Source organism: Pseudomonas sp. MG-9, assembly GCF_018729515.1.
Lineage (GTDB): Bacteria > Pseudomonadota > Gammaproteobacteria > Pseudomonadales > Pseudomonadaceae > Aquipseudomonas > Aquipseudomonas serboccidentalis.
In genome coordinates this window covers 542607-566988 of record NZ_JAHHZH010000001.1, presented here as the reverse complement: position 1 = coordinate 566988, position 24382 = coordinate 542607, and the positions used below count along the sequence as shown (strand labels likewise).

Genomic DNA, 24382 nt, shown 5'->3' with positions numbered 1-24382 from the left:
ATTCTCTGGAGATCAGCCATGTCCGCCGAATTCGATCCGTCCCGCAGTACCCGCGATTACCAGGCCGCCGACGCCGCCCACCACATTCACGCGTTCGTCGACCAGAAAGCCCTCAACGAGGAAGGCCCGCGGGTGATGGTCAGCGGTGATCGCCTGGCGTTGTGGGACAACGACGGCAAGCGTTACCTGGACGGCATGTCCGGCCTGTGGTGCACCAACCTCGGCTACGGACGCAAGGATCTGGCCGCCGCCGCGACCGCGCAGCTGGAACAACTGCCCTACTACAACATGTTCTTCCACACCACTCACCCGCAGGTGATCGAGTTGTCGGAGCTGCTCTTCAGCCTGCTGCCCAAGCACTACAGCCACGCGATCTACACCAACTCCGGGTCCGAAGCCAACGAAGTGCTGATCCGCACCGTGCGCAAGTTCTGGCAGGTGATGGGTAAGCCCGAGAAAAAAATCATGATCGGCCGCTGGAACGGCTACCACGGCTCGACCCTGGCGGCGACGGCGCTCGGCGGCATGAAGTTCATGCACGAAATGGGCGGCACCATCCCCGATGTGGCGCACATCGACGAGCCGTACTGGTTCGCCCACGAAGGCGACCTCAGCCCTGAAGCGTTCGGCCTGCGCGCGGCGAAACAACTGGAAGACAAAATTCTCGAACTGGGTGCCGACAAGGTCGCCGCATTCGTCGCCGAACCGTTCCAGGGCGCTGGCGGCATGATCATCCCGCCCGCCACTTACTGGCCGGAAATCCAGCGCATCTGCCGCCAGTACGACGTGTTGCTGTGCGCTGACGAAGTCATTGGCGGTTTCGGCCGCACCGGCGAGTGGTTCGCGCATCAGGCCTTCGGTTTTGAACCCGACACCCTGTCCATCGCCAAAGGCCTGACCTCGGGCTACATCCCCATGGGCGGGCTGATCCTGTCGCGACGCATGGCGCAAGCACTGGTGGAAAGAGGCGGCGTATTCGCCCACGGCCTGACCTACTCCGGGCACCCGGTGGCCGCTGCGGTGGCAATCGCCAATCTCAAGGCCTTGCGCGATGAAGGCGTGGTCACCCAGGTGAAAAACGACACCGGCCCGTACCTGCAGAACTGCCTGCGCGAAGTGTTCGGCAACCACCCGCTGGTGGGCGAGATTCAGGGCGTTGGCCTGGTCGCTGCGTTGCAATTCGCTGAAGACAAAGCCACTCGCAAGCGTTTTGCCAACGAGAACGACATCGCTTGGCGTTGCCGCACCATTGGCTTTGAGGAAGGCCTGATTATTCGTTCGACCCTGGGCCGGATGATCATGGCCCCGGCCCTGATCGCCACGCGGGCGGAGCTGGATGAACTGGTCGACAAGACGCGCATCGCGGTAGATCGCACAGCCCGCGAGTACGGTCGCCTGTAACCCATAACCCTTTGTAGGCCTTGGCCTGCTCGCGATGGCGGTCGATCAGTTGATATTGATGCTGAATGACACACCTATCGCGAGCAGGCTCACGCCTACAAAGAAATCCACTGTGGCTTGTACTCAGCACACTGGCTCAATCGTTCCCCTGCACATCCAGCCCATCATCAGCGACCTTCTACGATGGCTGGTCTCTCACGATGGCTCTCTCAACACCACGTTTTGCGCTGTTGGCCCTGCTTTGCGCAGCGACCGACAATACTTTCGCCAGCGACTTCTTCGACGATGCCAAGACCGAAGTACTCAGCCGCAACTTCTACCTGAACAACGACTACCGCTCGCCCTCTCCCGCCGGTAAAAACTATAAGCAGGAATGGGCTCAGGGTTTTATCGGCACGTTCACTTCCGGATACACGCCGGGCGATGTCGGCTTCGGCATCGATGCCCATGCTTTTCTTGGCCTTAAACTCGATGGTGGCAAAGGTCATTCCGGTACCGGCCTGTTGCCGGTCGACAGCAGCGGCCGCAGCGAGCCGAACTACTCCAGCGCTGGCGGCGCCTTCAAACTCAAGGTCTCGCGCACCACCCTGGCGTTCGGCGAAATGACCGTGGAAACCCCGGTATTCGACACCTCGGACAAACGCCTGCAACCGGAATACGCCACGGGCCTGCTGCTCAACAGTCGGGAAATCGATGAAGTCAGTCTGGTGGCCGGGCACTTCACCGCGTTCAAGAATCAGGACAGCTCCTCTGGGCGCGGCGATTTCTATGGCTACGGCGCCAACACCGAGGCCGGCGGAATCAGTTTCCTCGGCGCTGACCTGTTCGGCGACAGGCCCGTCGGTGGTTCGCTGTACGCCTCGGAACTGACCGACACCTGGCATCAGTACTACGGCAATCTGCATTTCAAACAGTCCGGCGTGCTGCTCGATGCCAACCTCTACCACACCCGCGATACCGGCCGCGCGCTGGCCGGCGCCATCGACAACACGGCCTTCAGCCTGTCCGGCAAATACGCCTTCGGCCCGCACGCTGTGATGCTCGGCTGGCAACGAATCAATGGCGACACGCCGTTCGATTTCGTCGGCGGCGACTCGATCTACCTCGCCAACTCAATCAAATACGCCGACTTCAACGGCGCCGGCGAACGCTCCTGGCAAGCGCGCTACGACCTCGACCTCGGTGCCTTCGGCATCCCCGGTCTGGCCTTCATGACCCGTTATGTTCGCGGCAGCCACATCGACGGCACCCACGCCCCCGAGGGCGGCGCGTACAACCCGTTCGATGCCGAGCGCGGTCAATACCAACCGCAGCAAGGCGCTGGCGGCAAACACTGGGAGCGCGATATTGATCTGAAGTACATCGTGCAATCGGGCGCGGCGAAGGACCTGTCGGTGCAGCTATCGCATGTCTCGCACCGGGCCAACGAGGCGCAGGCCGGGGATGACATTGAACGGATTTATGTGGTGATTCAGTACCCGTTGGGGTTTTGATGGCCCGTGGCTGCGGATGTTCGATGGCGAACTGGCTGTGAACCGCGCCCTCGATCCGCCAGCCTGAAACCCAATCTTTGTAGGAGTGAGCCTGCTCGCGATAGCGGTGTGTCATTTACATAAATATTGACTGACATGTCGCCATCGCGAGCAGGCTCACTCCTACAGGGGACCGGGTTAACTCTGGAATGACGAGGCGCGGCAGCCAGAAATCGAATCCCTGTGGGTGCGGGCTTGCTCGCGATGGCAGTGTGTCATTCAGATCAATTTCGACTGATCGACCGCCATCGCGAGCAGGCTCACTCCTACAGGGGATTTGCGGGGGCTCGGGGGTAATTGGCGGAAGGCAGCCGGAGTCGAACCTGCCCGGGAACGGATGCCGTCCCCAACCGGGTTTGAAGCCCGGCCGCGCCACCGGGCGCGATTGCCTTCCTTTGAACTCAGGGTGCGTCGGCACTGGCCAGCGCGTTGTCGTGGCGGATCACGCGGGATTCGCCGATGCGTCGGGTCAGACCGAGGCGGTCGAAGTATTCCAGGTACTGAATACAGCGTTTGCGTCCCAAGCCTAGCGCATCGCGGAAAGTTGTCACCTGGATCTGCGGATTTTCCTGTTCCAGTTGCAGCAGCACACCGGCCATGCGCCGCAGTTGCACGTCGGTCAGAAACAAGTCGCGCACCACTTGGTGCATCAAACCCAGGCGCGCCAGTTTGCGCAGCAGCAGGCGCACCACCGCGTCGTCCTCACCGAGTATTTTCGCGACATCGCGCACCCACGGCGGATCGTATCCGGCCTGTTCGAACAGCGGTTGCATGCGTTGCCACAGGGTTTCGTCTTCGGCGTTCAAACGCACCTGATGATCCGGCAGGTGCAGCCACGGCCCGCTGGCGTTGATCGATCCGGTGGCGCGCAGTTCTTCCAGCAGACTGGCAAAGGTCGAACGTTCCAGCGCCAGACCACTGAAGCGCCGTAGACGGTCCCGATCCGGTCCCATCTGGTCAGGTTCCAGTTCATGGAATTTTGCCAAGTGCTGTAACAGGGTGAACTTCAACTGCCCCCAACGCTGGACGTTGAACAGCACCGGACCTTGACGGGTATCGATCAGGCGCACGTTGGCCGCCAGCGACCAGTCGGCACGCGGGCGATTGAACTGGCGCTCCAGCCGCTGCGGATTGAGGCCGCCGGTGCCGTGGTTGAGCAACACCGGCAGCGCCTGTTCCAGGCTGTCGCTGCGCGCCAGGGCTTGCAGCTGCGCCAGCCGTTCCGGGCTGCGGCGTTGCCGGGCCGGGGCGAACGGGTCGAGCACCTGGCCGCCGCCCAAAGTGCGTTGGGCGCTCTGATCACGCAGGATCACGCGATCGCCCTTCACCGTGTGCACCGGCGCATTGATCAGCAGTTGCGCGAACATGCGCTGGCCGGGACTCAAGCGCGGGCCTTCGAGCAAGGCCACGCGAGCGATGACGTCCTGGGTGCCGAGGTGCACATGCACCGGATGAAAGTGTTCGAACGTGCGCTCACCGGGCAACAGCTGAAATTCGATGTCGACCCGCTGCGTCGGTGCGTGCAGCCACTCGGCCAACAGCCATTGGCCGCGATGGATCTGCTCCAGCGTGAGCCGTTCGCCGCTGATATTCAGTGCCACGCGTTGCCCGGCAAAGGCCTGTTCGGCGGCTTGGTTCTGCGCGTGCAAACCCCGCACCCGCACCGATTTACCGGATGGTCCGAGGGCGAGTTTGTCGCCGACCGACACCGTACCCGACAACGCCGTGCCGGTGACCACGATCCCGGCGCCGGCCACGCTGAAGGCGCGGTCGATGGCCAGACGAAATCCGCCTTCGCGACTGCGCTCATGCACTTCGCCCTGGGTCTGCAACAAGTTCTGGCGCAATGCATCGATGCCCTGCCCGGTCACGCTCGACACAGTCAGAATCGGCGCCTCGGCAAACGGCCCGGATTCCAGCAGATCAAGAATCTGCCGCTGTACTTGCTCCACTCTGCCCGTCTCGGCCCGGTCACATTTGGTGATCGCCACCAGCGCCCGGGGAATGCCCAGTAACTGGACGATCGCCAGATGCTCGCGGGTTTGCGGCATGACCCCGTCGTCCGCGGCCACCACCAGCAACACCAGATCGATGCCCTGCGCCCCGGCGAGCATGTTATGGGTGAATTTTTCATGGCCCGGCACATCGATAAACCCGGTCAACCCCGCACCCGGTTCCAGTTCTGCATACAGATAACCGAGGTCGATGGTCATCCCGCGTTCGCGCTCCTGCGGGCGGCGGTCGCCGGTTTGTCCGGTCAGGGCCTGCAGCAGCGAGGTTTTGCCGTGGTCGATGTGCCCCGCCGTGCCGACGATCACGACTCGACCTGCAACTGCGGCAACTGCGCCAGCCACGCCGGCTCATCGTCGAGTTGGCGCAGGTCCAGCCATAGCGCGTCGTCATCGATGCGCCCCAGCACCGGAATCGGCAACCCGCGCAGCGCCGCTTCCAGATTCAGCAGACAACGCCCGCGCAGGCGTTTCGACACCTGCGGGCGCAGGCACAACGCGGCACTCGGCAGGCGCGCCACTGGTTGGCTGCCGCTGCCGATCATGCCCAGGGCCTTCACTGCGCTGACAGTCCAAGGCTCGCCGATGACCTGTGCCAGCGCCGGTTGCAGGCGCTCGGCCTGGGCGAAAATATCGGCTTGCGGACGGGTCAACAAGCGCAGGCTCGGCAGACGCTCGGCGAGTCGATCCGGGTCGCGGTACAAGCCGAGCACTGCTTCCAGCGCAGCCAAGGTCAACTTGTCGACGCGCAAGGCACGCTTCAACGGATTCTTCTTGATCTTCGCAATCAATTCTTTGCGCCCGACGATCAACCCGGCCTGCGGCCCGCCGAGCAATTTATCGCCGCTGAAAGTGACGATGTCCGCACCGTCGAGCAGCGCCTGACGCACCGTCGGTTCCGCCGGCAAGCCCCAGCGAGTCAGGTCCAGCAGGCTGCCGCTACCCAGATCCTCCAGCAATGGCAAACCATGCCGATGGGCCAACTCGGCCAGTTCGGCGGTAGGCACTCGGGCGGTAAAGCCTTCGATGCTGTAGTTGCTCGCATGCACGCGCATGATCAAACCGCTGCGTGGGCTGATGGCGGCTTCATAGTCACGGGCGTGGGTGCGGTTGGTGGTGCCGACTTCGTGCAGACGCACGCCGGCGCGGGCCATGATGTCGGGGATGCGGAACGCGCCGCCGATCTCGATCAACTCGCCGCGCGAGATGATGCCTTCCTTGCGCGCGCCGAGGCTGTTGAGCGTCAAGAGCACGGCAGCCGCATTGTTGTTGACCACTGTGACGGCTTCGGCGCCGGTCAGTTCGCGGATCAGGCCTTCGATCAAATCGTCGCGATCACCGCGTTTGCCGCTGGCCAGATCGAATTCGAGATTGAGCGGATACCGCGCGGCCATTTGCACCGCGTCGATGGCTTCGTCCGGCAACAGCGCGCGGCCAAGATTGGTGTGCAGCACCGTGCCCGTCAGGTTGAACACCCGCCGCACGTGGCTGCGCTGTTGCTGCGCCAGACGCTCGCCGACTCGCCCGGCGAGCACGTCGGGGCTGATTTCAACGGCGGACAATTGCCCGTTCAATACGCTCGAACGCAACTCATCGAGCAACTGGCGCAAACTCGCCAGCAGCGACTCACGCCCATAACGATCAGCCAGTGGCAGGCAGGCCGGATGACGCAACAACCCATCAATGGAAGGTAAACGCGGGGCAACACTTGCGGACATCAGCCACTCCCGAAAAATAAGACTGTCCGGCGAGTGTAGACGCTAAGGTCATTCGTCTCCCGGTGCCAGCAACAGATTCGGTGCCAGACGCTGATAACCGTCCTGCGCCAGACGCATGTCGAGCAACAGGCTGGTGAGGTCCGCCGACAGGGCTTCGCCTTCGGCATCGTTTTCCAGATACACCAGTTTCAGATAGCTGTTGCAGCTCGGGCAGACTTCCGCACGAATCGGCGCCTGATTGGCCGCGTGGCGATCGTCTTCGAGGCTCAGATAATCCAGGCCTTTGCTCGACTCACAATACACGCACTTGACCCGCACCACATGCCATTCACAGGCGCACAGCGAACACACCAGATAACGCAGGCCGTTGTGTTTGCCGCGATGGCGGATCACCCCCGCCATGGCCGGTGAACCGCAGGCCGGGCATTGGCTGAGGCTGTCGCCGGGTTTCAGTTGCAGGTTGGGCACGCTGAGCAGCCAATGGCTCCATGCCGTTTGCAGCCCGGCGCCAAGAAACGGCACCAGCGCTGCCGGCACCATTGAATACTGGCCGCTGACCAGCGCCACTGCCCACGCGCGCAACTGACCGGCACTGGCCTCGCGCAACGTGTCCACCGCGTCGAGCACCGCCGGTTGCTCCGACGGCACATAGCGTTGCAGCAAAGCCTCGAGATAAGCCTGCCAAGTGTCTTCGCGCACCAGCGTGTCGGCCGCAAAGGGCGGCAGACCGTGGCGCTGGCAGACTTCAAGGCGCTGCGTGTCGATGGGGACCGCCAAGGGCGGATCGTCCATCACCGCCTGCTGGGCCCGACACAACCCGGCGATCAGATGCAGGTAATCGGCCAGCGCATGCCCTTCGGCCAGGTGTTCCAGGCGTTGCGCGCGCAAGGTGAACAGGTTGTGCGGTGGCAGGTACAGAAACGGCGGCGAACTGGCCGCCGCCTCGATTTCCCCGGGTTCAAGAATGGTTGCCAAAGGTCAGCCCTTTTTGGTGATCGGTCGTTCCGGCACGTCCGGATGAGGTTCGTCGCGGGTGATTTCGCGGTACCAGAGTGCGTGGTGTTTCTTCGCCCAGGCGCGGCTGACCCAACCATGCAGCATCGCGTCCACCGAGCCCTTGATCCACAGGCCGGCGTAGATGTGAATGATGATGCTCAAGATCAGCACAAACCCGGCCAGCGCATGCAGGAGCATCGCCCAGCGGATCACAGTGATGCCGAAATACGCACTGAAATACGCGCGCCAGATCACCAGCCCGGTGAACAGCAAACCGAGCATGCACAGCAGTAAAGTCCAGAACAGCAGCTTCTGCCCGGCGTTGTACTTGCCCACCGGCGGCACACTTTCTTCGTCGTTGACCAGCACCCGATCGATGCGGCGCATCCACTTCCAGTCGTTGTCGATAAAGAAGTTCGCGCGCCAGAAGCGCAACACCAGGCCGAGGAACAACACGAACATCAGCACGCCCATGAACGGGTGCAGAATCCGTGTCCACGGCCCGCCGCCGAACAAGTGGGTCAGCCAGAACATCGACGGATGAAACAACGCCAGCCCGGACAGCCCGGCCATGAAGAACAGAATCGCCACCAGCCAGTGATTGGTGCGCTGGTTGGCGGTGTAGCGCAGGATCGTCTTGTTGCTCATGGCCGGTCCTCCCCGCGTGGATCGAAGGTGTGCACCGCTGGATCAACCACGTGCACCGAGGTATCCGGCGGCGCTGGATGATCATCCTCTTCAGTGCGGTTCGGCCCGATACGCACGTAGTGGAAGAACCCGGCCAGCACCGCCGCGCCCATCGCCAACAGGCCCAGCGGTTTGCTGATGCCTTTCCACAAGCCCACCAGCGGGCTGATGGTCGGCGCATCCGGCAACCCGGCGTAGATCTTCGGCGTGTCGGCGTGGTGCAACACGTACATCACGTGGGTGCCGCCGACGCCTTCCGGGTCGTACAGACCGGCGTTGTCGAAGCCACGGCTTTTCAGGTCGACGATGCGTTCGGCGGCGTGTTCCTTCATGTCTTCCTTGCTGCCGAAGACAATCGCGCCGGTCGGGCAGGTTTTCACGCAGGCCGGCTCCAGCCCCACCTCCACCCGATCCGAACACAAGGTGCACTTGTAGGCCTTGTGGTCCTTCTGCGAAATCCGTGGAATGTTGAACGGGCAACCGGTGATGCAGTAGCCGCAGCCGATACAGTGGTCCTGATCGAAATCGACGATGCCGTTGGCGTGCTTGATGATCGCCCCGGGGCTCGGGCATGCCGCCAGGCACCCCGGCTCGGCGCAATGCATGCAGCCGTCCTTGCGGATCAGCCACTCAAGGTTGCCGGCGTCGGTTTCGTGTTCGGTGAAGCGCATCAAGGTCCAGGTTTCTGCGCTCAGGTCCTGCGGGTTGTCGTAGGTGCCATGGTTGTGGCCGACCTCGTCGCGCAGCTCGTTCCATTCCGAGCAGGCGACCTGGCAGGCCTTGCAGCCGATGCACTTGGTGGTGTCGATCAGCTTGGCGACTTCCTGCTGATTCCTCACCGAGGGCGGCACCGTGGTGGTGGCCGAGCGGGCAATGATGTCTTGGCTGGCCATTTATAGTTTCTCCACGTTGACCAGGAATGACTTGGATTCCGGGGTCTGTGTGTTGCCATCGCCGAGGAACGGCACCAGGGTGTTGGTCAGGTAACCGTGACGCGTCTGACCGGTGAACCCCCAGTGCAGCGGGATGCCGATCTGATGCACCACCTGGCCGTTGACCTGCAGCGGCCGGATGCGTTTGGTCACCACCGCGACCGCCTCGATGAACCCGCGCTTGCAGCTGACCCGCACCCGATCCCCGGCGGCGATGCCCTTCTCCTTCGCCAGCACTTCGCCGATTTCGACGAACTGCTCGGGCTGGGCAATCGCATTCAACTTGCAATGCTTGCTCCAGAAGTGGAAGTGCTCGGTCAGCCGGTAACTGGTGCCGGCGTACGGGAAGTCCTTGGCTTCGCCGAGGCTTTCCCAGACCGAATCGAAGATCCGCGCCGCCGGGTTGCTGGTGGCTTTCTTGTTTTGCGGGTGCAGCGGGTTGATGCCGATCGGCGTCTCGAACGGCTCGTAATGCTCGGGGAATGGCCCTTCGTTCATCTTGTCGACGGCGAAGAACCGCGCCACGCCTTCGGGGTTCATGATGAACGGGTTCATCCCGGCTTCCGGCGGCACATCGGCCTTGTAGTCCGGCACGTCGGTGCCGCCCCAGGCCTTGCCGTTCCACCAGACGAGGCGTTTTTTCGGATCCCACGGTTTGCCCGCGACGTCCGCCGAAGCGCGGTTGTAGAGAATCCGCCGGTTGGCCGGCCACGCCCAGGCCCAGCCCAGATGCTGGTGCATGCCATACGGGTCGGCGTTGTCGCGCCGGGCCATCTGGTTACCGGCCTCGGTCCAGCTGCCGGCGAAAATCCAGCAGCCGGATGCGGTGCTGCCGTCGTCCTTGAGCTGGGCGAACGCCGCCAGTTGCGAGCCGGCCTTGACCGTCGCGCCGCTGGCATCGGTGAAGTCGGCCATGGCGCTGCCGTTGATTTCCTTCGCCAGTTCCTCCGGCGATGGCTCGTCCGGGATCTTGTACGGCCACGACAGTTTCAGCAGCGGGTCGGGGAATTTGCCGCCCTCGGCCTGATAACGCTTGCGCAGGCGCAGGAACAGCTCGGTCATGATGCGAATGTCGGTCTGCGCTTCGCCCGGGCCGTCGGCGCCTTTCCAGTGCCATTGCAGCCAGCGGCTGCTGTTGACCAGCGAACCGTCCTCCTCGGCAAAACACGTCGTCGGCAGGCGAATGACTTCGGTCTGGATCTCGGCGCTTTTCACGTCGTTGTACGGCCCGACGTTCTGCCAGAACTCCGAGGTCTCGGTGGCCAGCGGGTCCATCACCACCAGCCACTTGAGTTTCGCCAGCGCGCCCATCACGCGGTTCTTGTCCGGCAACGCGGCGATCGGGTTAAACCCTTGGCACATATAACCGTTGACCTTGCCCTGGCTCATCAGGTCGAACATTTTCAGGACGTCGTAGTTGGGGATGTCCAGTTTCGGCAAATGGTCGTAGAGCCAGTTGTTCTCGACGGTGGCATTGGCGCCGTACCACGACTTCATCAAGCTGACGTGGAATTTGCTGTAGTTCTGCCAGTAGGACAACTGCCCCGGGCGTAGCGGCATCTGCGTGCGTTTTTTGATGTAGGCGTTGTAGTCCTGCTCGGCATCGCTGCCCAGGGTCAGATAGCCCGGCAGCGCGTTGGACAACAATCCAAGGTCGGTCAGGCCCTGAATGTTCGAGTGCCCGCGCAAGGCATTGACGCCTCCGCCCGGCATGCCGACGTTGCCCAACAGCAGTTGCACCATGGCCGCGCTGCGGATGATCTGCGCGCCGATCGAGTGTTGCGTCCAGCCCAAGGCATAGAGAATGGTCATGGTCTTGCCGGGCGTGGAGCACGTGGCAATCTCATCCCAGATTTTCTGCATGGCATCGACCGGCATGCCGCAGATCTGGCTCGCGAGTTCGATGTTGTAGCGGCTGTAATGCTGCTTCATCAATTGATAGACGCAGCGCGGATCCTGCAGCGTCGGGTCGACCTTGGCGAAACCGTCCTCACCCAACTCGTAACCCCAGCCGGACTTGTCGGTGTAGCTGCGCTTGGCCGCGTCGTAGCCGCTGAAGATACCGTCTTCAAAGCCATAGCCAGCTTTGACGATGAACGAGACGTCGGTGTAGTTGCGCACGTATTCGTGCTGGATCTTGTCCTCGGTCAGCAGGTAATTGATCAACCCGCCCATGAAGGCGATGTCGGTGCCGGTGCGGATCGGCGCGTAATAGTCGGCCACCGAAGCGGTCCGGGTAAAACGCGGGTCGACCACGATCAGCCGGGCGGCGTTGTGTGCCTTGGCCTCGGTCACCCATTTGAAGCCGCACGGATGCGCTTCTGCTGCGTTGCCGCCCATTACCAGAATCAGATTCGCGTTGGCGATATCGGTCCAGGTATTGGTCATGGCACCACGGCCGTACGTCGGGGCAAGACTTGCCACCGTCGGGCCGTGTCAGACACGCGCCTGGTTATCGAACCCCAGCATGCCGAGACTGCGAATCACCTTCTGGGTGATGTAACCCGCTTCGTTGGACGCTGCCGACGCCGCGAGGAACCCGGTGGTGAGCCAGCGGTTCACCGTTTGCCCGGTGGCGTTCTTCTCGATGAAGTTGGCGTCGCGGTCGGCCTTCATCAGGTCGGCGATGCGATCCAGCGCCTCGTCCCAACTGACCCGGGTCCATTCGCTGCTGCCGGGCTTGCGCACCTGCGGGTATTGCAGGCGCCCCGGGCTGTGAATGAAGTCCAGCAGGCCCGCGCCTTTCGGACACAGGGTGCCGCGGTTGACCGGGTGGTCGGCGTCGCCCTCGATGTGAATGATATTTTGCGCGACGTTCTTCGCGGCATCGCCCTGGCTGTACATGATCAACCCGCAACCGACCGAGCAATACGGGCAGGTGTTACGGGTTTCATGGGTGTGGGCGAGCTTGAAGTGACGCACCTGCTCGGCGAAGGCAGGCGTCGGGGCCATGCCCAACGCGCCCAGGCTAGAGCCTGCAAGGCCGATACCGGCGACCTTGAAGAATTGACGACGGCTGAGATCCATCGTGCACTCCTGATCAGGTGGAACCCGGTACTGCTGCCGGGCTTTTTCTGGACAAACACGGTTACGGCAGGATGGCTGCCGACTTTTTCACTGTAGACAATGACCACACACTCTGTGTGAAAACCGACCGTCGGCCGTTTGTCGGATCATCCCATTGCCCTGTAGGAGCTGCCGCAGGCTGCGATCTTTTGATCTTGTTTTTAACAATCAAAAGCAAAAGATTGCAGCCTTCGGCAGCTCCTGCAGGGGTTCCGGGTTTATCATGGCGCCCATGAACAACCCGCCTTCACGAGACCGCGCATGACTTTCGATTTTGATCAGGTATTCGACCGCCACAACACCGGCAGCACCAAGTGGAGCCGCTACCCGGCCGATGTCTTGCCGATGTGGGTCGCTGACATGGATTTCGCCGCTCCGCCGGTGATCATCGAGGCGTTGCAGCAGCGCCTGCTGCACCCGCTGGTGGGTTACAGCGTGGCCCAGGACAATCTGCGTGAAGCCATCGTCGCCGACCTGTGGAACAAGTACGCCTGGCAGGTCAAACCACAGGAGCTGATTTTCCTGCCGGGCGTCGAATCCGGTTTCAACATGGCTTTGAAAGCCCTGGTGCAGCCGCAACAGAACGTCGTGGTGCAAGTGCCGAACTACCCGCCGCTGCGCCATGCACCGGGGCATTGGGGGCTGAACAAGGTCGAGCTGGAATTCGTCGCCCAGGCTGACGGCACTTATGCCACGCCACTGGATGCATTGAGTCAGTCTCTAGCCAATGGCGGCGCCCTGCTCCTGAGCAACCCGCACAACCCGATTGGCAAAGTGTTCACTGCGCAAGAGCTGACGGACATCGCCGACATCTGCATGGCGCATGACGCCTGGATCATCTCCGACGAGATCCACGCCGAGCTGTGCTTCGATGGCCGCGTGCACATTCCGACCGCCTCCCTGAGCCCGGAAATCGCCAAACGCACCATCACCCTGATGTCGGCCAGCAAGGCTTACAACATCGCCGGCCTCAAGACCTCGTTCATGATCATCCAGGACGCCGCCCTGCGCGAACGCGTCAACCACGCCCGTTGTGGCATGGTCGACAGCGTCAACCCGCTGGGCATGGAAGCCACCCGCGTCGCCTACAGCGAAGGCGCGCCGTGGTTGGCTGAGCTGAAAACCTACCTGCAAGCCAACCGTGACTGGCTGGTTGAAGCGGTACGCAGCCGTTTGCCGGGCGTGACCATCAACGTGCCGCAAGGGACCTATCTGGCCTGGCTCGATTGCTCGGCGCTGGACCTGGACAACCCACAGCAGTTCTTCCTCGAACAGGCCAAAGTCGGTCTGAGCGCCGGTGTGGATTTCGGCGACCAGCACCAACAGTTCGTGCGCCTGAACTTCGGCTGCCCGCGTTCGTTGCTCGAAGAAGGCATCAGCCGCATGGAGCACGCGCTGACTCAGCGCATTACCTAAGAACACCACATACCCCTGTAGGAGCTGCCGCAGGCTGCGATCTTTTGATCTTGTTTTTACAATCAAAAGCAAAAGATCGCAGCCTGCGGCAGCTCCTACAGGGGCTTTGTGTTTGCAGTTGATGTGCAGCGCAAATCCGATCGAACTCACGGCAAACCGTCCGGGTCAACCCCCATACCTGCCCCTGAGACCTCGGAGACTTGCGATGACCGACTATCCAAAACCACCCTTCCCCGCACAAGCTCAAGCCGTTCCCGGCTCGCAACGAAAAATGCAGCCGTACCCCGATTGTGGCGAGCAAAGCTATGTCGGTTCCGGGCGGCTGGCCGGCAAGATTGCGTTGATCACCGGCGCCGACAGCGGTATCGGTCGCGCCGTGGCGATTGCTTTCGCCCGTGAAGGTGCAGATGTGGCCGTGGCTTATCTCAATGAACATGAAGACGCCAAGGAGACCGCGCGCTGGGTCGAACAGGCGGGCCGCCAGTGCCTGCTGCTGCCCGGCGACATCGCGCAAAAAGCCCATTGCCAGGCGCTGGTCGACAAGACCGTCGAACGCTTCGGGCGCATCGACGTGCTGGTCAACAACGCCGCGTTCCAGATGACCCACGAAACCTTCGAAGAAATCCCCGACGAGGAATGGGTGATGACCTTCGACGTCAACATCACCGCGATTTTTCGCCTGTGTCAGGCGGCGATCAAACACATGCGCCCCGGGGCGTCGATCATCAACACCAGCTCGATCAACTCCGATCTGCCCAAACCCACGCTGCTGGCCTACGCCACCACCAAAGGCGCGATTGCCAACTTCACCGGCGGTCTGGCGCAGATGCTCGGGCCGCAGGAAATCCGCGTGAACTGCGTGGCCCCGGGGCCGATCTGGACGCCGTTGATCGTCTCGACCATGCCCGATGAGGAAGTGCAGAATTTCGGCGGCAACACCCCGCTCGGCCGCCCCGGGCAACCGGTGGAAGTGGCGCCGATCTACGTGCTGCTGGCCTCGGACGAAGCCAGTTACATCACCGGCCAGCGCTATGGCGTGACCGGCGGCAAGCCGATGCTGTGACCGTCCGCGAGAAAAACTGAACCCGGCGCCATGACGTCCCTCCATACCTTTAAGAGCCCCCAACCGGTCCTCAGGATCAGGAGGTCGTCATGTCCGCCCCACTCGTCAAACTCTTCACCCAACCCAACTTCGCCTGGACTGATATCCGCCGCGAAGAAGAAGCCCATCCAAGGCACTACCTGGCCCATCTGCTGTTATTGGCGCTGATTCCGCCGGTCTGCCTGTTTTTCGGTACCACGTATGTCGGCTGGAGTCTGGCGGCCGGCGAGACCGTGCGTTTGAGCACCGCCAGCGCCCTGCAACTGAGCATTCTGCTGTACGTGACGATTGTCGCCGGAGTCGCGGTCATCGGCGGGTTCATCCGCTGGATGTCGCGAACGTTCGACGCACGCCCCACGCTTAACCAGTGCATCGGCTTTGCCGCTTACACCGTGACGCCGTTTTTCGTTGCCGGCATCGCCGGACTCTATCCAAGTCGCTGGCTGGCGATTCTGGTGCTGGGCGCCGCTTCGGTGTATTCGACGTTCTTGCTGTTCGTCGGCCTGCCGACCTTCATGCACGAGCGCAGGGAGCAGGGTCTGCTGTATTCGGCCTGCGTGTGGGGTGTCGGCCTGCTGGTGATGGTGACCATTCTGCTGTCGATGATTCTGCTGTGGTTCAACGTGCTCTCGCCGGAGTACTTGCGCTCGACCGTGGGTTAATCCCATGCAAACGCTGTCCGCCGTCGGCAGCCGCTCATGAGCTTTATCGTGTGGGTCGCGGTGCTCGGCGCCGTGCTGCTGACCCTCGCGCTGACCTCGTCGTACCTGCGCTGGATGCCAGTCACCACGTCGGCCGTGTGCCTGTTGCTGGGAATCGGCATCGGCCCGAGCGGGCTCGATCTGCTGAAGCTGTCGGTGGAAAACGCTGCGGTGTGGATGGAGCACCTGACGGAAGTCGCGGTGCTGTTTTCGCTGTTTGTCTGCGGGCTCAAACTGCGTCTGCCGCTGCGCGATAGACGCTGGCGGATTGCATTTGGCCTGGCAGGACCGGTAATGGTGTTGACCATCGCCGGGGTCAGCCTGTTGCTGCATTGGGGCCTGCAATTGGCTTGGGGGCCGTCGCTGCTGATCGGGGCGATTCTGGCACCGACCGACCCGGTGCTGGCCGCGCTGGTGCAGGTCAACGATGCACGGGACGTCGATAGCGTGCGTTTTGGCCTTTCCGGTGAAGCAGGACTCAATGACGGGATTGCCTTCCCGTTCGTGATTCTCGGGCTATTGCTGTTGCAGGCCGAGGCGCACCCCGGCGCCCTGACCGATTGGTTGCTGCACAATGTGCTGTGGGCAGTGCCGGTCGGTTTGTTGACCGGTTACTGGATGGGCCGCGGCATTGGACGGTTGACGCTGTCGCTGCGCATTCGCAACGACGACAGCACCCTGAGCCCGAACGATTACCTGGCGCTGTCGCTGATTGCGTTGGCCTACGTGGGCGCGGACGCGATCGGCGGTTATGGCTTTCTGTCGGTGTTCGCCGCCGGCCTGGGCTTGCGTCAGGAAGAAGTGAAATCCACCGGCGCCAGCCAGCCCCCTGCCGAACATCTGGTGCAACCGGTGGTGGGTCATCAGCACATCGAACCGCAGCACGCGGTACACGGTGATACCGAACGCCTGGAAAGCAGTCAGGTCGCCGCCGGGATCATGATGGGCGACATGCTGTCGTTCGGCAGCCTGGTGGAACGGGCGATGGAAGTGTTTCTGGTGACCCTGCTCGGCGTGGTGCTGGTGGCGCATTGGGACTGGCGAGCGCTGCTGGTGGGTGCGGTGCTGTTCTGCGTGGTGCGCCCGGCCTGCGTGGCGCTGATGCCGTGGGGCGCGTTGCTCGATGCACGTCAGCGACTGTTGATCAGTTGGTTCGGCATTCGCGGCATCGGCAGCCTGTTCTACCTGTTCTATGCCTTGAACCATGGCCTGAGCGCCACGGTCGCCACGCTGTGCACCGACCTCACCCTGTCAGTGGTGGCGCTGAGCATTTTGCTGCATGGCATCAGCACTCAGCCGATCCTGGCCCGCTACGAACAACGGCAAAAACGAAAAAACTGATTTCTCCCGCACATGTTCTCCGGTTAATCCATCGAATTTTCTTCTAAAAATAAATGGATCCCTCTGCAAATCCTCGCAGTCACAACCATAACCCCTCGCAGAATGCACTCGGCGGGGTCCGGCAGGTTCGGTTCCCCTGCGGCTTGCAGCCTATGAAAAGGAATCTTTGGATAACAAGGTTACGGTCATGAAAGAATGCTCGACTCCTGCACAAATCAAGGCTTGCAGGGCTTTGGCCCTGGAACGCAATCGTCAATTGTTCGAAGACGCCCATGCCCTCAACCGAGCGGCCCACGAGCTGCTGGAGGCGGACAACCTGGATATCGAACAGTTTGAGCGCTATCGAGCGCTGCGCCGCAAAGCCGATGCGAAGTTCGAGGATGCCATCGACCATTTGTGTGTCCTCAACGAGGACTTCCCGCCGATCCCGGTGTCGCCGCATCACTCGCAAGAATTACGGCGGCAGCTTGAAACCGTCGAATAAAAACCGCCCAAAGAAAAAGCCCGGCTGCGAAGTCCTAATGCTGTTCACTTAAGCCCGACACTGTGACTGTGGCGAGGGAGCTTGCTCCCGCTGGGCTGCGTAGCAGTCCCTCTTTTGGGGCCGCTTCGCGACCCAGCGGGAGCAAGCTCCCTCGCCACGGGTTTCAATTGAACGCAAAATTTCTTAAGTGAGCAGCATTAGGCGGCGAAGTCCGGGCTTTTTCTTTGGGCGTTGATCAGTCTCAGGGGTTGGTCACTTGAATGAACACCGCGTAGGCCCCCAGCAGAATCCAGAACGTGGCAAAAATCCATGGCGTGCGCACCGAAAACAGCAACGACTTGCGATAGCCCTTGTGGCTCGACTCCATTTCACTGAACAGCGGCGATTCGTCGTAGGCCAGGCCCATGATCGGTTCGCTGTGCAGCAACTCGCTTTGCTTGTAGTGCCAGTGATCGATGATGTCGTAGGCCGCGCGAATGCCCGGCCAGGCGTTGAGCGAGCTGAGCAGCCCGAGCAGCGCCAAAAACGGCGGCACCACCAGGGTGAACAGCTTGCCCCACTCGGGGTTGAGGTTGGCCATGCACGAGGCAAAGGCAATCACCAGAAACGACTGCGCCGCCAGATAGGCGTCGGTGCGGTTGGCGAGGATGCTGGTTTCGTACTGGATTTCCTTGCGATAGAAATCCAACCGCTCCTTGGGCGAACCGAACATTTTCGCGTTGTGTTCGGTCAGCACTTCTTCGGCAGTAGGCTGGGTCAGTATGCGAGGCAAGGGACACACGCTCCGGGACAGGGAAAGTGTTTAGAAGCACCCCGTCGCGCACTAGTTCAGCCGGATGTATCGCCCGGTCACTTCATCGACTGGGCGATGATTTCCACCAGATTGAGCTGAGTGAACGGTTTGGGCAGGCGCGGCAACTGAGCAGCAAAGCCTTCGAGGCGTTCGGCGTACCCGGTCGCCAGAATGATCGGCAGGTCCGGTTTGAGCAGCCGCACCGCGTGGGCCAGTTGCGCACCGCTCATCTGCGGCATGGCCATGTCGGTGATCATCAGGTCGATGACTTCGCCCTGATCGAACAGCGCCAGCGCGCTGGTACCGGAGGTGGCGCTGACGACGCGATGCCCGAGGTCTTCGAGCAGCAACGTGGTGCTGGTCAATACCAGCGAATCGTCGTCCACCACCAACACGCTGAGCCGTGGCACCGTAACCGGTTCCGCGGTCGGGTACACCGATGGCGTCTTCACACCGTCCGCCGCGACCGGTAACCACAGTTCCGCCTCCGTGCCATGGCCCTTCTGGCTCTTGAGAATAAAGCGGCCACCGAGTTGCTCGATGAATCCATGCACCATCGACAGCCCCAGCCCGGTGCCCTTGCCCAGGCCCTTGGTGGTGAAAAATGGATCCCGGGCCGACGCCAGCGTGTGCTCGTCCATGCCTTCGCCGGTGTCGCGCAGACTCAGGCAGACATAACGCCCCGCCGCCAGGTTTGAATGACTTTGTTCGAGGATCACTTCCGGCCGCGCCGTGATCAGCACGCTGCCGCCATCGGGCATGGCGTCCCGGGCATTGGTCGCCAGATTGAGCACCGCCAGCTCCAGCTGGTTGGTATCCGCCAGCACTCGCTCCAGCCCTTCGGGCAGGCAGGTTTCGATTCTGATTCCCGGCCCCAGCGAACTGCGCAACAGGCCGGTAATGCCTTGCACCAGTTTTGCGATATCGACCGGCTCGGTCTTGAGTTCCTGACGGCGGGCAAAGGCCAGCATGCGCTGGGTCAGTGACACGCCACGCAACGCACCCTGGGTGGCGTTTTCCAGCAGGCGGTTGATTTTCGGGTCGTCACCGACGCGCTTGCGCACGATCTCAAGGTTGCCGAGGATCACGGTCAGCAGGTTGTTGAAGTCATGGGCGATGCCGCCGCTGAGTTGGCCGATGGCCTGCATCTTCTGCGCCTGAAACAATGCTTCCCGGGTTTTTTCCAGTGCCTGCTGCGACTGATGGACCTCTGTCACATCGCGAGTAATTTTAGCGAAACCGAGCAACGTCCCGGTTTCGCCGCGAATGGCATCGACCACCACATGGGCGAAAAACCGGCTGCCATCCTTGCGCACCCGCCAGCTTTTGTTTTCGAAACGTCCTTCCCGCGCCGCGGTCTCCAGCGCCCGTTGCGGCTCGCCGCGCTCACGGTCTTCAGCGGTGTAAAAAATCGAAAAATGCTCGCCGATGATTTCTTCCGGCCGATAGCCCTTGATCCGCTGTGCACCCTGGTTCCAGTTGGACACCCGGCCATCGGGGCTGAGCATGTACAGGGCGTAGTCGGTCACCCCCTGCACCAGCAGGCGGAACTGCTGCTCGCTTTGCTTGAGGGTCTCTTCGGCCATCTTGCGGTCGGTCAGGTCGCGGGTGATCTTGGCAAAGCCCAGCAGTGTGCCGTCCGGATCGATGATCGGATCGATCACCACGTGCGACCAGAAATGCGTACCGTCCTTGCGCACCCGCCAGCCTTCGCCTTCGAACCGCCCTTCGCGGATTGCCGTGTCCAGCGCACGTTGCGGCAAACCCGCGGCGCGGTCCTGCGCGGTGTAGAAGCGCGAGAAATGCGCACCGAGAATCTCTTCTTTCTCGTAGCCCTTGAAGCGTTTGGCGCCGGAGTTCCAACTGGTGATGATGCCGTCCGGGTCGATCATGTAAATCGCATAATCGACCACCGCATCGATCAGCAGACGAAAACGCATCTCCTCGATCGCGGCGGTTTTGCTCGGGTTATCACTCATCAGGTTCACCGCTGGTTTTTGTTAGCCCAAGTATGCGGAAAACCGGCGCCTTGGGAAGATGCAAACGCGCTTCAATCGAAAGGCCACAGGCGCGGCGTTCAACGATTTAGACCTTTGACAATGCGTGAGAGCAAGGCGTTGTAAACAAATGCAGGAATATGCTCGGCCTGTTGAACGTTTTTCGCCTCGCGCGATGGCAGCGACAGAAGCTGGCGCTTCATCCTGCCGGGATCGTTGGTTTTTCGCCTGCGCCGAGGGACCACCAGCGTGGCAACAGTTGCTGGACGCGCGGCTCGGCAAACCGGTCATCGATCAGCATCACCACGCCGCGATCCTGTCGCGTGCGGATCACCCGTCCGGCGGCCTGCACCACTTTCTGTACGCCCGGATACAGATAGGTGTAGTCGTAGCCGGCACCGAAAATCGCCGCCATGCGGCGTTTCAACTGTTCGTTGACCGGGTTGAGCTGGGCCAGCCCCAACGTGGCAATGAACGCTCCGATCAGACGCGCTCCCGGCAGGTCGATCCCCTCGCCGAACGCACCGCCCAGCACAGCGAAGCCGACGCCCTGGCTCTCGGCGGTGAACTGGTCGAGAAACGCCTGCCGCTGCCCTTCCGCCATGCCCCGGGACTGCTGCCACAAGTTGATGTGTGGATGCCGTTGGGCGAGCAGTGTCAGCACCTGTTGCAGGTAATCGAAGCTGCTGAAAAACGCCAGGTAATTGCCCGGGCGGTCACTGAACTGGCGGGCGATCAGCTCGACGATCGGCTCCAGCGACGCCTGACGGTGATTGAAGCGCGTGGAAATCCGGCTGACGATCTGCACCTGCAATTGCTCGGCACTGAACGGCGATTCCACGTCGATCCATACCGTGTCGGCAGGCGTGCCCAGCAAATCGGCGTAATAGTGTCGCGGGCTCAGCGTCGCCGAGAACAGCACGCTGCTGCGTGCCGCTTTCAGGCGTGGGCCGATGAACGCGGCCGGCACCACATTGCGCAGGCACAATTGCGACAGCGGCCGTTTGCGGTCGAGGTCGCGCTTGCTGATGTCGAACAGGAAATGCTCGTCGAACAGCTCCGCCACCCGGCCGAACTGCAGCATGTCGAAATAGAAGGTCTGCAGGGCGTTGTCGAGCCCCTGCGGATGATCATTGAGGTAATCGCCGATGGCCGCGCTGCACAGGGACACCGCTTGCAGCAGTTTTTCCGGCGCCTTGTCGTAGGCCTGATACGGCGCCAGTTGTGGCTGATGCAACGCGTTCCATTCACGGTTGAGCCGTTGCAGGGATTTTTTCAGGGCCTCGGGGGCCGACTTGCGCACGCTGGCCAGGGCTGCCTGATCGAGACTGGCGCTGTACATCGACCGCCCGCGTTCGACCAGGTTGTGCGCTTCATCGGCCAGGACCGCGACTTTCCACTGATTGAGCTGGGCGAGGCCGAACAGCAGCGCGCTGAAATCGAAGTAATAGTTGTAGTCCGCCACCACCACGTCAGCCCAACGGGCCATTTCCTGGCTCAGGTAGTACGGGCAAACCGTATGCTGAAGGGCGACTTCGCGCATCGCCGCCTGATCGAGCAGATTGATCCGGCTGGCCGCTTCCCGGGCGTCGGGCAGGCGATCATAGAACCCTTGGGCCAACGGGCAGGACTCGCCGTGACAGGCCTTGTCCGGGTGTTCGCAAGCCTTGTCCCGGGCGACCATCTCCAGCACCCGCAACGGCAAGCTTTCACACTGATCGAACAACACCTGACTGGCATCCAGTGCCAGTTTGCGTCCCGGGGTCTTGGCGGTCAGGAAGAACACCTTGTCCAACTGCTGCGGCGCCAGGGCCTTGAGCATCGGGAACAGCGTGCCGAGGGTCTTGCCGATGCCGGTGGGTGCCTGGGCCATCAGGCAGCGGCCAGTGCTGACTGCCTTGAACACCGACTCGGCCAGATGCCGCTGGCCGGGGCGAAAGTCCGCGTGGGGAAAGACCAACGTCTGCGCTGCCCGATTACGCGCCTCTCGATGAGCCATTTCCTGCTCGGCCCAAGCCAGGAACAATCGGCACTGCGCCTCGAAAAAGCCCTGCAAGGCTGACGCGCTGAAGGCTTCGACCAGGCAGGTTTCCTTCTCGCTGACGATGTCGAAATACACCAGCGCCAGATTGATCTGCTCAAGGGCCAGCTTGCGGCACATCAGCCAGCCGTAGATTTTCGCCTGCGCCCAGTGCAACTGGCGATGGTTGGCCGGCTGCTTGCTCAGATCGCCGCGATAGGTTTTGACTTCTTCCAGGCAGTTCTGCGCCGGGTCGTAGCCATCCGCCCTGCCCTTGACTTTCAGTTGCAGAAACTCGCCTTCCAGCGCCACTTCGCTCTGGTACTTGTCGCTGCGCCGCGAGGCCACTGTACGGTGCCCGAGCATGCCTTCGAGCGCTGTCGGCGAGGGGGTAAATCGCAGGTCGAGGTCGCCGGTCTTGGCGGTGAACTCACACAGCGCGCGCACCGCAATGCTGTAGCTCAAGCGCTCTGCTCCGCCCATTGCACGTAACACACGGCGACCGGCATCTGGTGTTCGTGGCAGAACTCCAGCCAGCGCAGTTGATTGTCCTGCAAGCGGTCACCGGGGCCTTTGACTTCGATCATCCGATAGGTCTTGTGCTGCGGCCAGAACTGGATCAGGTCCGGCATGCCGGCGCGGTTGGCCTTGATGTCGAGCAGCAAGCGATTGAACCAGTGCTTGAGGTGTTCGGCCGGCAGACAGGCCAGCGCTTGTTCAAGCAGCTCCTGATTCAACGCGCCCCAGAACACGAACGGCGACTGCACGCCCCACTTGGCCACGAACCGCTCACGAATGGTCGCGGCATAACGGCCATCGTCGAGTTGGTCGAGACACGCCCGGAACAAATCGGCGCGGCGCTGCTGGAAGTCTTCATTGAGCAGGTCCACCGGCCCGCGTTGAAACGGGTGAAAGAACGCCCCCGGCAACGGCGCAAAAATCGCCGGCCAGCACAACAGGCCAAACAGCGAGTTGATCAGGCTGTTTTCCACGTAGTGCACCGGGCCGGCGTCTTCGTGCAGATGCGCCTGCACGTAGCACTCCACCGACAGTGCCGGGTCGGTGCGCGGCAATTGCAGATCAAGGCGCTCGACCGGTCGTGGCGCTGCACGTTTGAGCGGCGGCCCGCCGAGTTTGCGCCGCAGTCGCGGCAGCATCCGTTGCAGGCTCTGCTGTTCGGCGGCGCTTTCCGGCGCCTGTTCGGCCAGCGTGGCGAGTTCCAGCGCCAGTGCGTATTCGGCGCAGCGCTCCAGCACGCGGATCATCCGCTGTCGGGCACCGGGGTACGCGCACTCGCGGTAAATGTTCAGGGCCAGGGCAAACTCGCTGAGGCGCTCGCAATACTGGCCGATCTGGAACAGGACTTTGCCGCGCCGCCGTTGCAGCCACGGGTTGGCAAACTGCAGCGCGCTGAGCTGTTCGACGATGGTTTCCAGAGGTTCACCGGCCTCGAAGCGCAGCTGGCAATGATGCAGGAACAGGCAGGCGTCGACGTCTTCACGGCTGCGCAGGCCACGGGAGTCGGCGCAGAGCTCGACTTTTTCGTAGATAAAGATCCCGAGGTCGGCGAGCACGAATTCCGACCAGTCCTGATACAGGTTGCCGAAGAACATCAGGCGCAGGCGGTCGCAAAGGTCCATGATGGTCAGGCTGAACAAACGGTCGGCGAGCGTGGGCGCCCACTCGGACAGGCTGCGCGATTCGCTGAACTGCTCGGCCAGCGCTGGCAGCCAGTCGTCCTTGCGGCCCTTGGATTGCTCGATAAAGCCACCAAACGCCTGCAACAGTTCGGCCTTGAGCAACACGTCGAACACCTCGGCCACCGTCAACCGCGCCTGATCGTCGAGCCAGCCGTGACTCAGCAATGGTTGCGCGGCGTCGCTGATGTCACCGATTTCCGCGTAGTTGAGTTTGCCGAGGCGAAAATGCACGCCCTTGCGCATGACCATGCGCACCAGCAACCCTTGAGAGGCGCGGGGCAAGGCCTTGAAGTCGCGGATAAACCCGTGCTCGGATTCACTCATCACATCGGCATAGCGAAGCTCAAGCCAATCAAGCACTTGCCGGAAGTTGTTGAGGTAATAGAACGGATCGTCGAGGGGGTTGGCAGTCACGGGAATTCTGGGCCATGGCGAGCGAATACTGGTTATGCGTACAGATAGCAGCTCTGCCCGGTCGCGTGCAAAC

The 24382-nt window shown here is 62.0% G+C and carries 17 protein-coding genes and 1 tRNA gene; 7 read left to right on the top strand and 11 right to left on the bottom strand.

The genetic code is table 11. The features are described from left to right. Positions 1-18 precede the first annotated feature (18 nt). Together KKQ10_RS02605 and KKQ10_RS02600 are read left to right on the top strand one after the other, a co-directional pair. Complete coding sequence (locus tag KKQ10_RS02605; RefSeq protein ID WP_215500076.1) at positions 19-1401, top strand: aspartate aminotransferase family protein; 1383 nt, start codon at positions 19-21, stop codon at positions 1399-1401. A 200-nt stretch (positions 1402-1601) separates the two neighbouring features. Continuing rightward, a complete protein-coding gene (locus tag KKQ10_RS02600; protein ID WP_215500075.1) occupies positions 1602-2894 on the top strand; it encodes an OprD family porin in 1293 nt (430 codons plus the stop codon). Positions 2895-3231: 337 nt separating this feature from the next. Here the strand turns inward: KKQ10_RS02600 and KKQ10_RS02595 are convergent. From KKQ10_RS02595 to fdnG, 7 genes are all read right to left on the bottom strand, one after another. Continuing rightward, positions 3232-3327: transfer RNA gene (locus KKQ10_RS02595), tRNA-Sec, on the bottom strand. 7 nt (positions 3328-3334) lie between these two features. Further along, positions 3335-5251: a selenocysteine-specific translation elongation factor gene (gene selB, locus KKQ10_RS02590; protein WP_215500379.1), complete on the bottom strand. Its 1917-nt coding sequence runs from the start codon at positions 5249-5251 to the stop codon at positions 3335-3337. Beyond that, positions 5248-6660, bottom strand: coding sequence for an L-seryl-tRNA(Sec) selenium transferase (gene selA / locus KKQ10_RS02585; RefSeq protein ID WP_215500074.1), 1413 nt, complete (start codon positions 6658-6660; stop codon positions 5248-5250). The genes selB and selA overlap by 4 nt, the downstream gene beginning before the upstream one ends. 48 nt (positions 6661-6708) lie before the next feature. Further along, positions 6709-7635 (bottom strand): formate dehydrogenase accessory protein FdhE, encoded by a 927-nt coding sequence (gene fdhE, locus KKQ10_RS02580; protein WP_127647481.1) that lies wholly within the window; start codon positions 7633-7635, stop codon positions 6709-6711. A 3-nt stretch (positions 7636-7638) separates the two neighbouring features. Further along, positions 7639-8304 (bottom strand): formate dehydrogenase subunit gamma, encoded by a 666-nt coding sequence (locus KKQ10_RS02575; protein ID WP_127647483.1) that lies wholly within the window; start codon positions 8302-8304, stop codon positions 7639-7641. Further along, a complete protein-coding gene (fdxH, locus tag KKQ10_RS02570; protein ID WP_127647485.1) occupies positions 8301-9236 on the bottom strand; it encodes a formate dehydrogenase subunit beta in 936 nt (311 codons plus the stop codon). The genes KKQ10_RS02575 and fdxH overlap by 4 nt, the downstream gene beginning before the upstream one ends. Next, positions 9237-12302: a formate dehydrogenase-N subunit alpha gene (gene fdnG / locus KKQ10_RS02565; RefSeq protein WP_164747814.1), complete on the bottom strand. Its 3066-nt coding sequence runs from the start codon at positions 12300-12302 to the stop codon at positions 9237-9239. A 300-nt stretch (positions 12303-12602) separates the two neighbouring features. On the opposite strand from fdnG, the gene KKQ10_RS02560 reads away from it, so the two are divergent. The 5 genes from KKQ10_RS02560 to KKQ10_RS02540 all read left to right on the top strand — a co-directional run bounded on the left by KKQ10_RS02560 (position 12603) and on the right by KKQ10_RS02540 (position 17385). Next, on the top strand, positions 12603-13757 hold the full coding sequence (locus tag KKQ10_RS02560) for a MalY/PatB family protein (RefSeq protein ID WP_215500073.1): 1155 nt from the start codon (positions 12603-12605) through the stop codon (positions 13755-13757). A 205-nt stretch (positions 13758-13962) separates the two neighbouring features. Continuing rightward, entirely contained in the window at positions 13963-14820 is an 858-nt protein-coding gene (locus KKQ10_RS02555; protein WP_127647493.1) for a glucose 1-dehydrogenase, read from the top strand. A gap of 89 nt (positions 14821-14909) precedes the next feature. Then, positions 14910-15521, top strand: coding sequence for a Yip1 family protein (locus KKQ10_RS02550; RefSeq protein WP_215500072.1), 612 nt, complete (start codon positions 14910-14912; stop codon positions 15519-15521). Positions 15522-15557: 36 nt separating this feature from the next. Next, positions 15558-16901 carry a cation:proton antiporter gene (locus KKQ10_RS02545; RefSeq protein WP_215500071.1) on the top strand — a complete coding sequence of 448 codons (1344 nt, stop codon included), beginning with the start codon at positions 15558-15560 and terminating at the stop codon, positions 16899-16901. A gap of 187 nt (positions 16902-17088) precedes the next feature. Next, the gene (locus KKQ10_RS02540) at positions 17089-17385 is read left to right on the top strand and encodes a hypothetical protein (protein ID WP_215500070.1); all 297 of its coding nucleotides are present in this window, start codon (positions 17089-17091) and stop codon (positions 17383-17385) included. A gap of 241 nt (positions 17386-17626) precedes the next feature. Here KKQ10_RS02540 and KKQ10_RS02535 read toward each other — a convergent pair whose 3' ends face one another. The 4 genes from KKQ10_RS02535 to KKQ10_RS02520 form a co-directional block, all read right to left on the bottom strand. Continuing rightward, positions 17627-18157 (bottom strand): hypothetical protein, encoded by a 531-nt coding sequence (locus KKQ10_RS02535; protein WP_127647502.1) that lies wholly within the window; start codon positions 18155-18157, stop codon positions 17627-17629. A 77-nt stretch (positions 18158-18234) separates the two neighbouring features. Beyond that, on the bottom strand, positions 18235-20157 hold the full coding sequence (locus tag KKQ10_RS02530) for a hybrid sensor histidine kinase/response regulator (protein WP_215500069.1): 1923 nt from the start codon (positions 20155-20157) through the stop codon (positions 18235-18237). A gap of 217 nt (positions 20158-20374) precedes the next feature. Continuing rightward, positions 20375-22660, bottom strand: a complete 2286-nt coding sequence (locus KKQ10_RS02525) for an ATP-dependent DNA helicase (protein WP_215500068.1) — start codon at positions 22658-22660, stop codon at positions 20375-20377. After that, positions 22657-24309 carry a VRR-NUC domain-containing protein gene (locus KKQ10_RS02520; RefSeq protein ID WP_215500067.1) on the bottom strand — a complete coding sequence of 551 codons (1653 nt, stop codon included), beginning with the start codon at positions 24307-24309 and terminating at the stop codon, positions 22657-22659. The genes KKQ10_RS02525 and KKQ10_RS02520 overlap by 4 nt, the downstream gene beginning before the upstream one ends. Between the last annotated feature and the right edge of the window lie 73 nt (positions 24310-24382).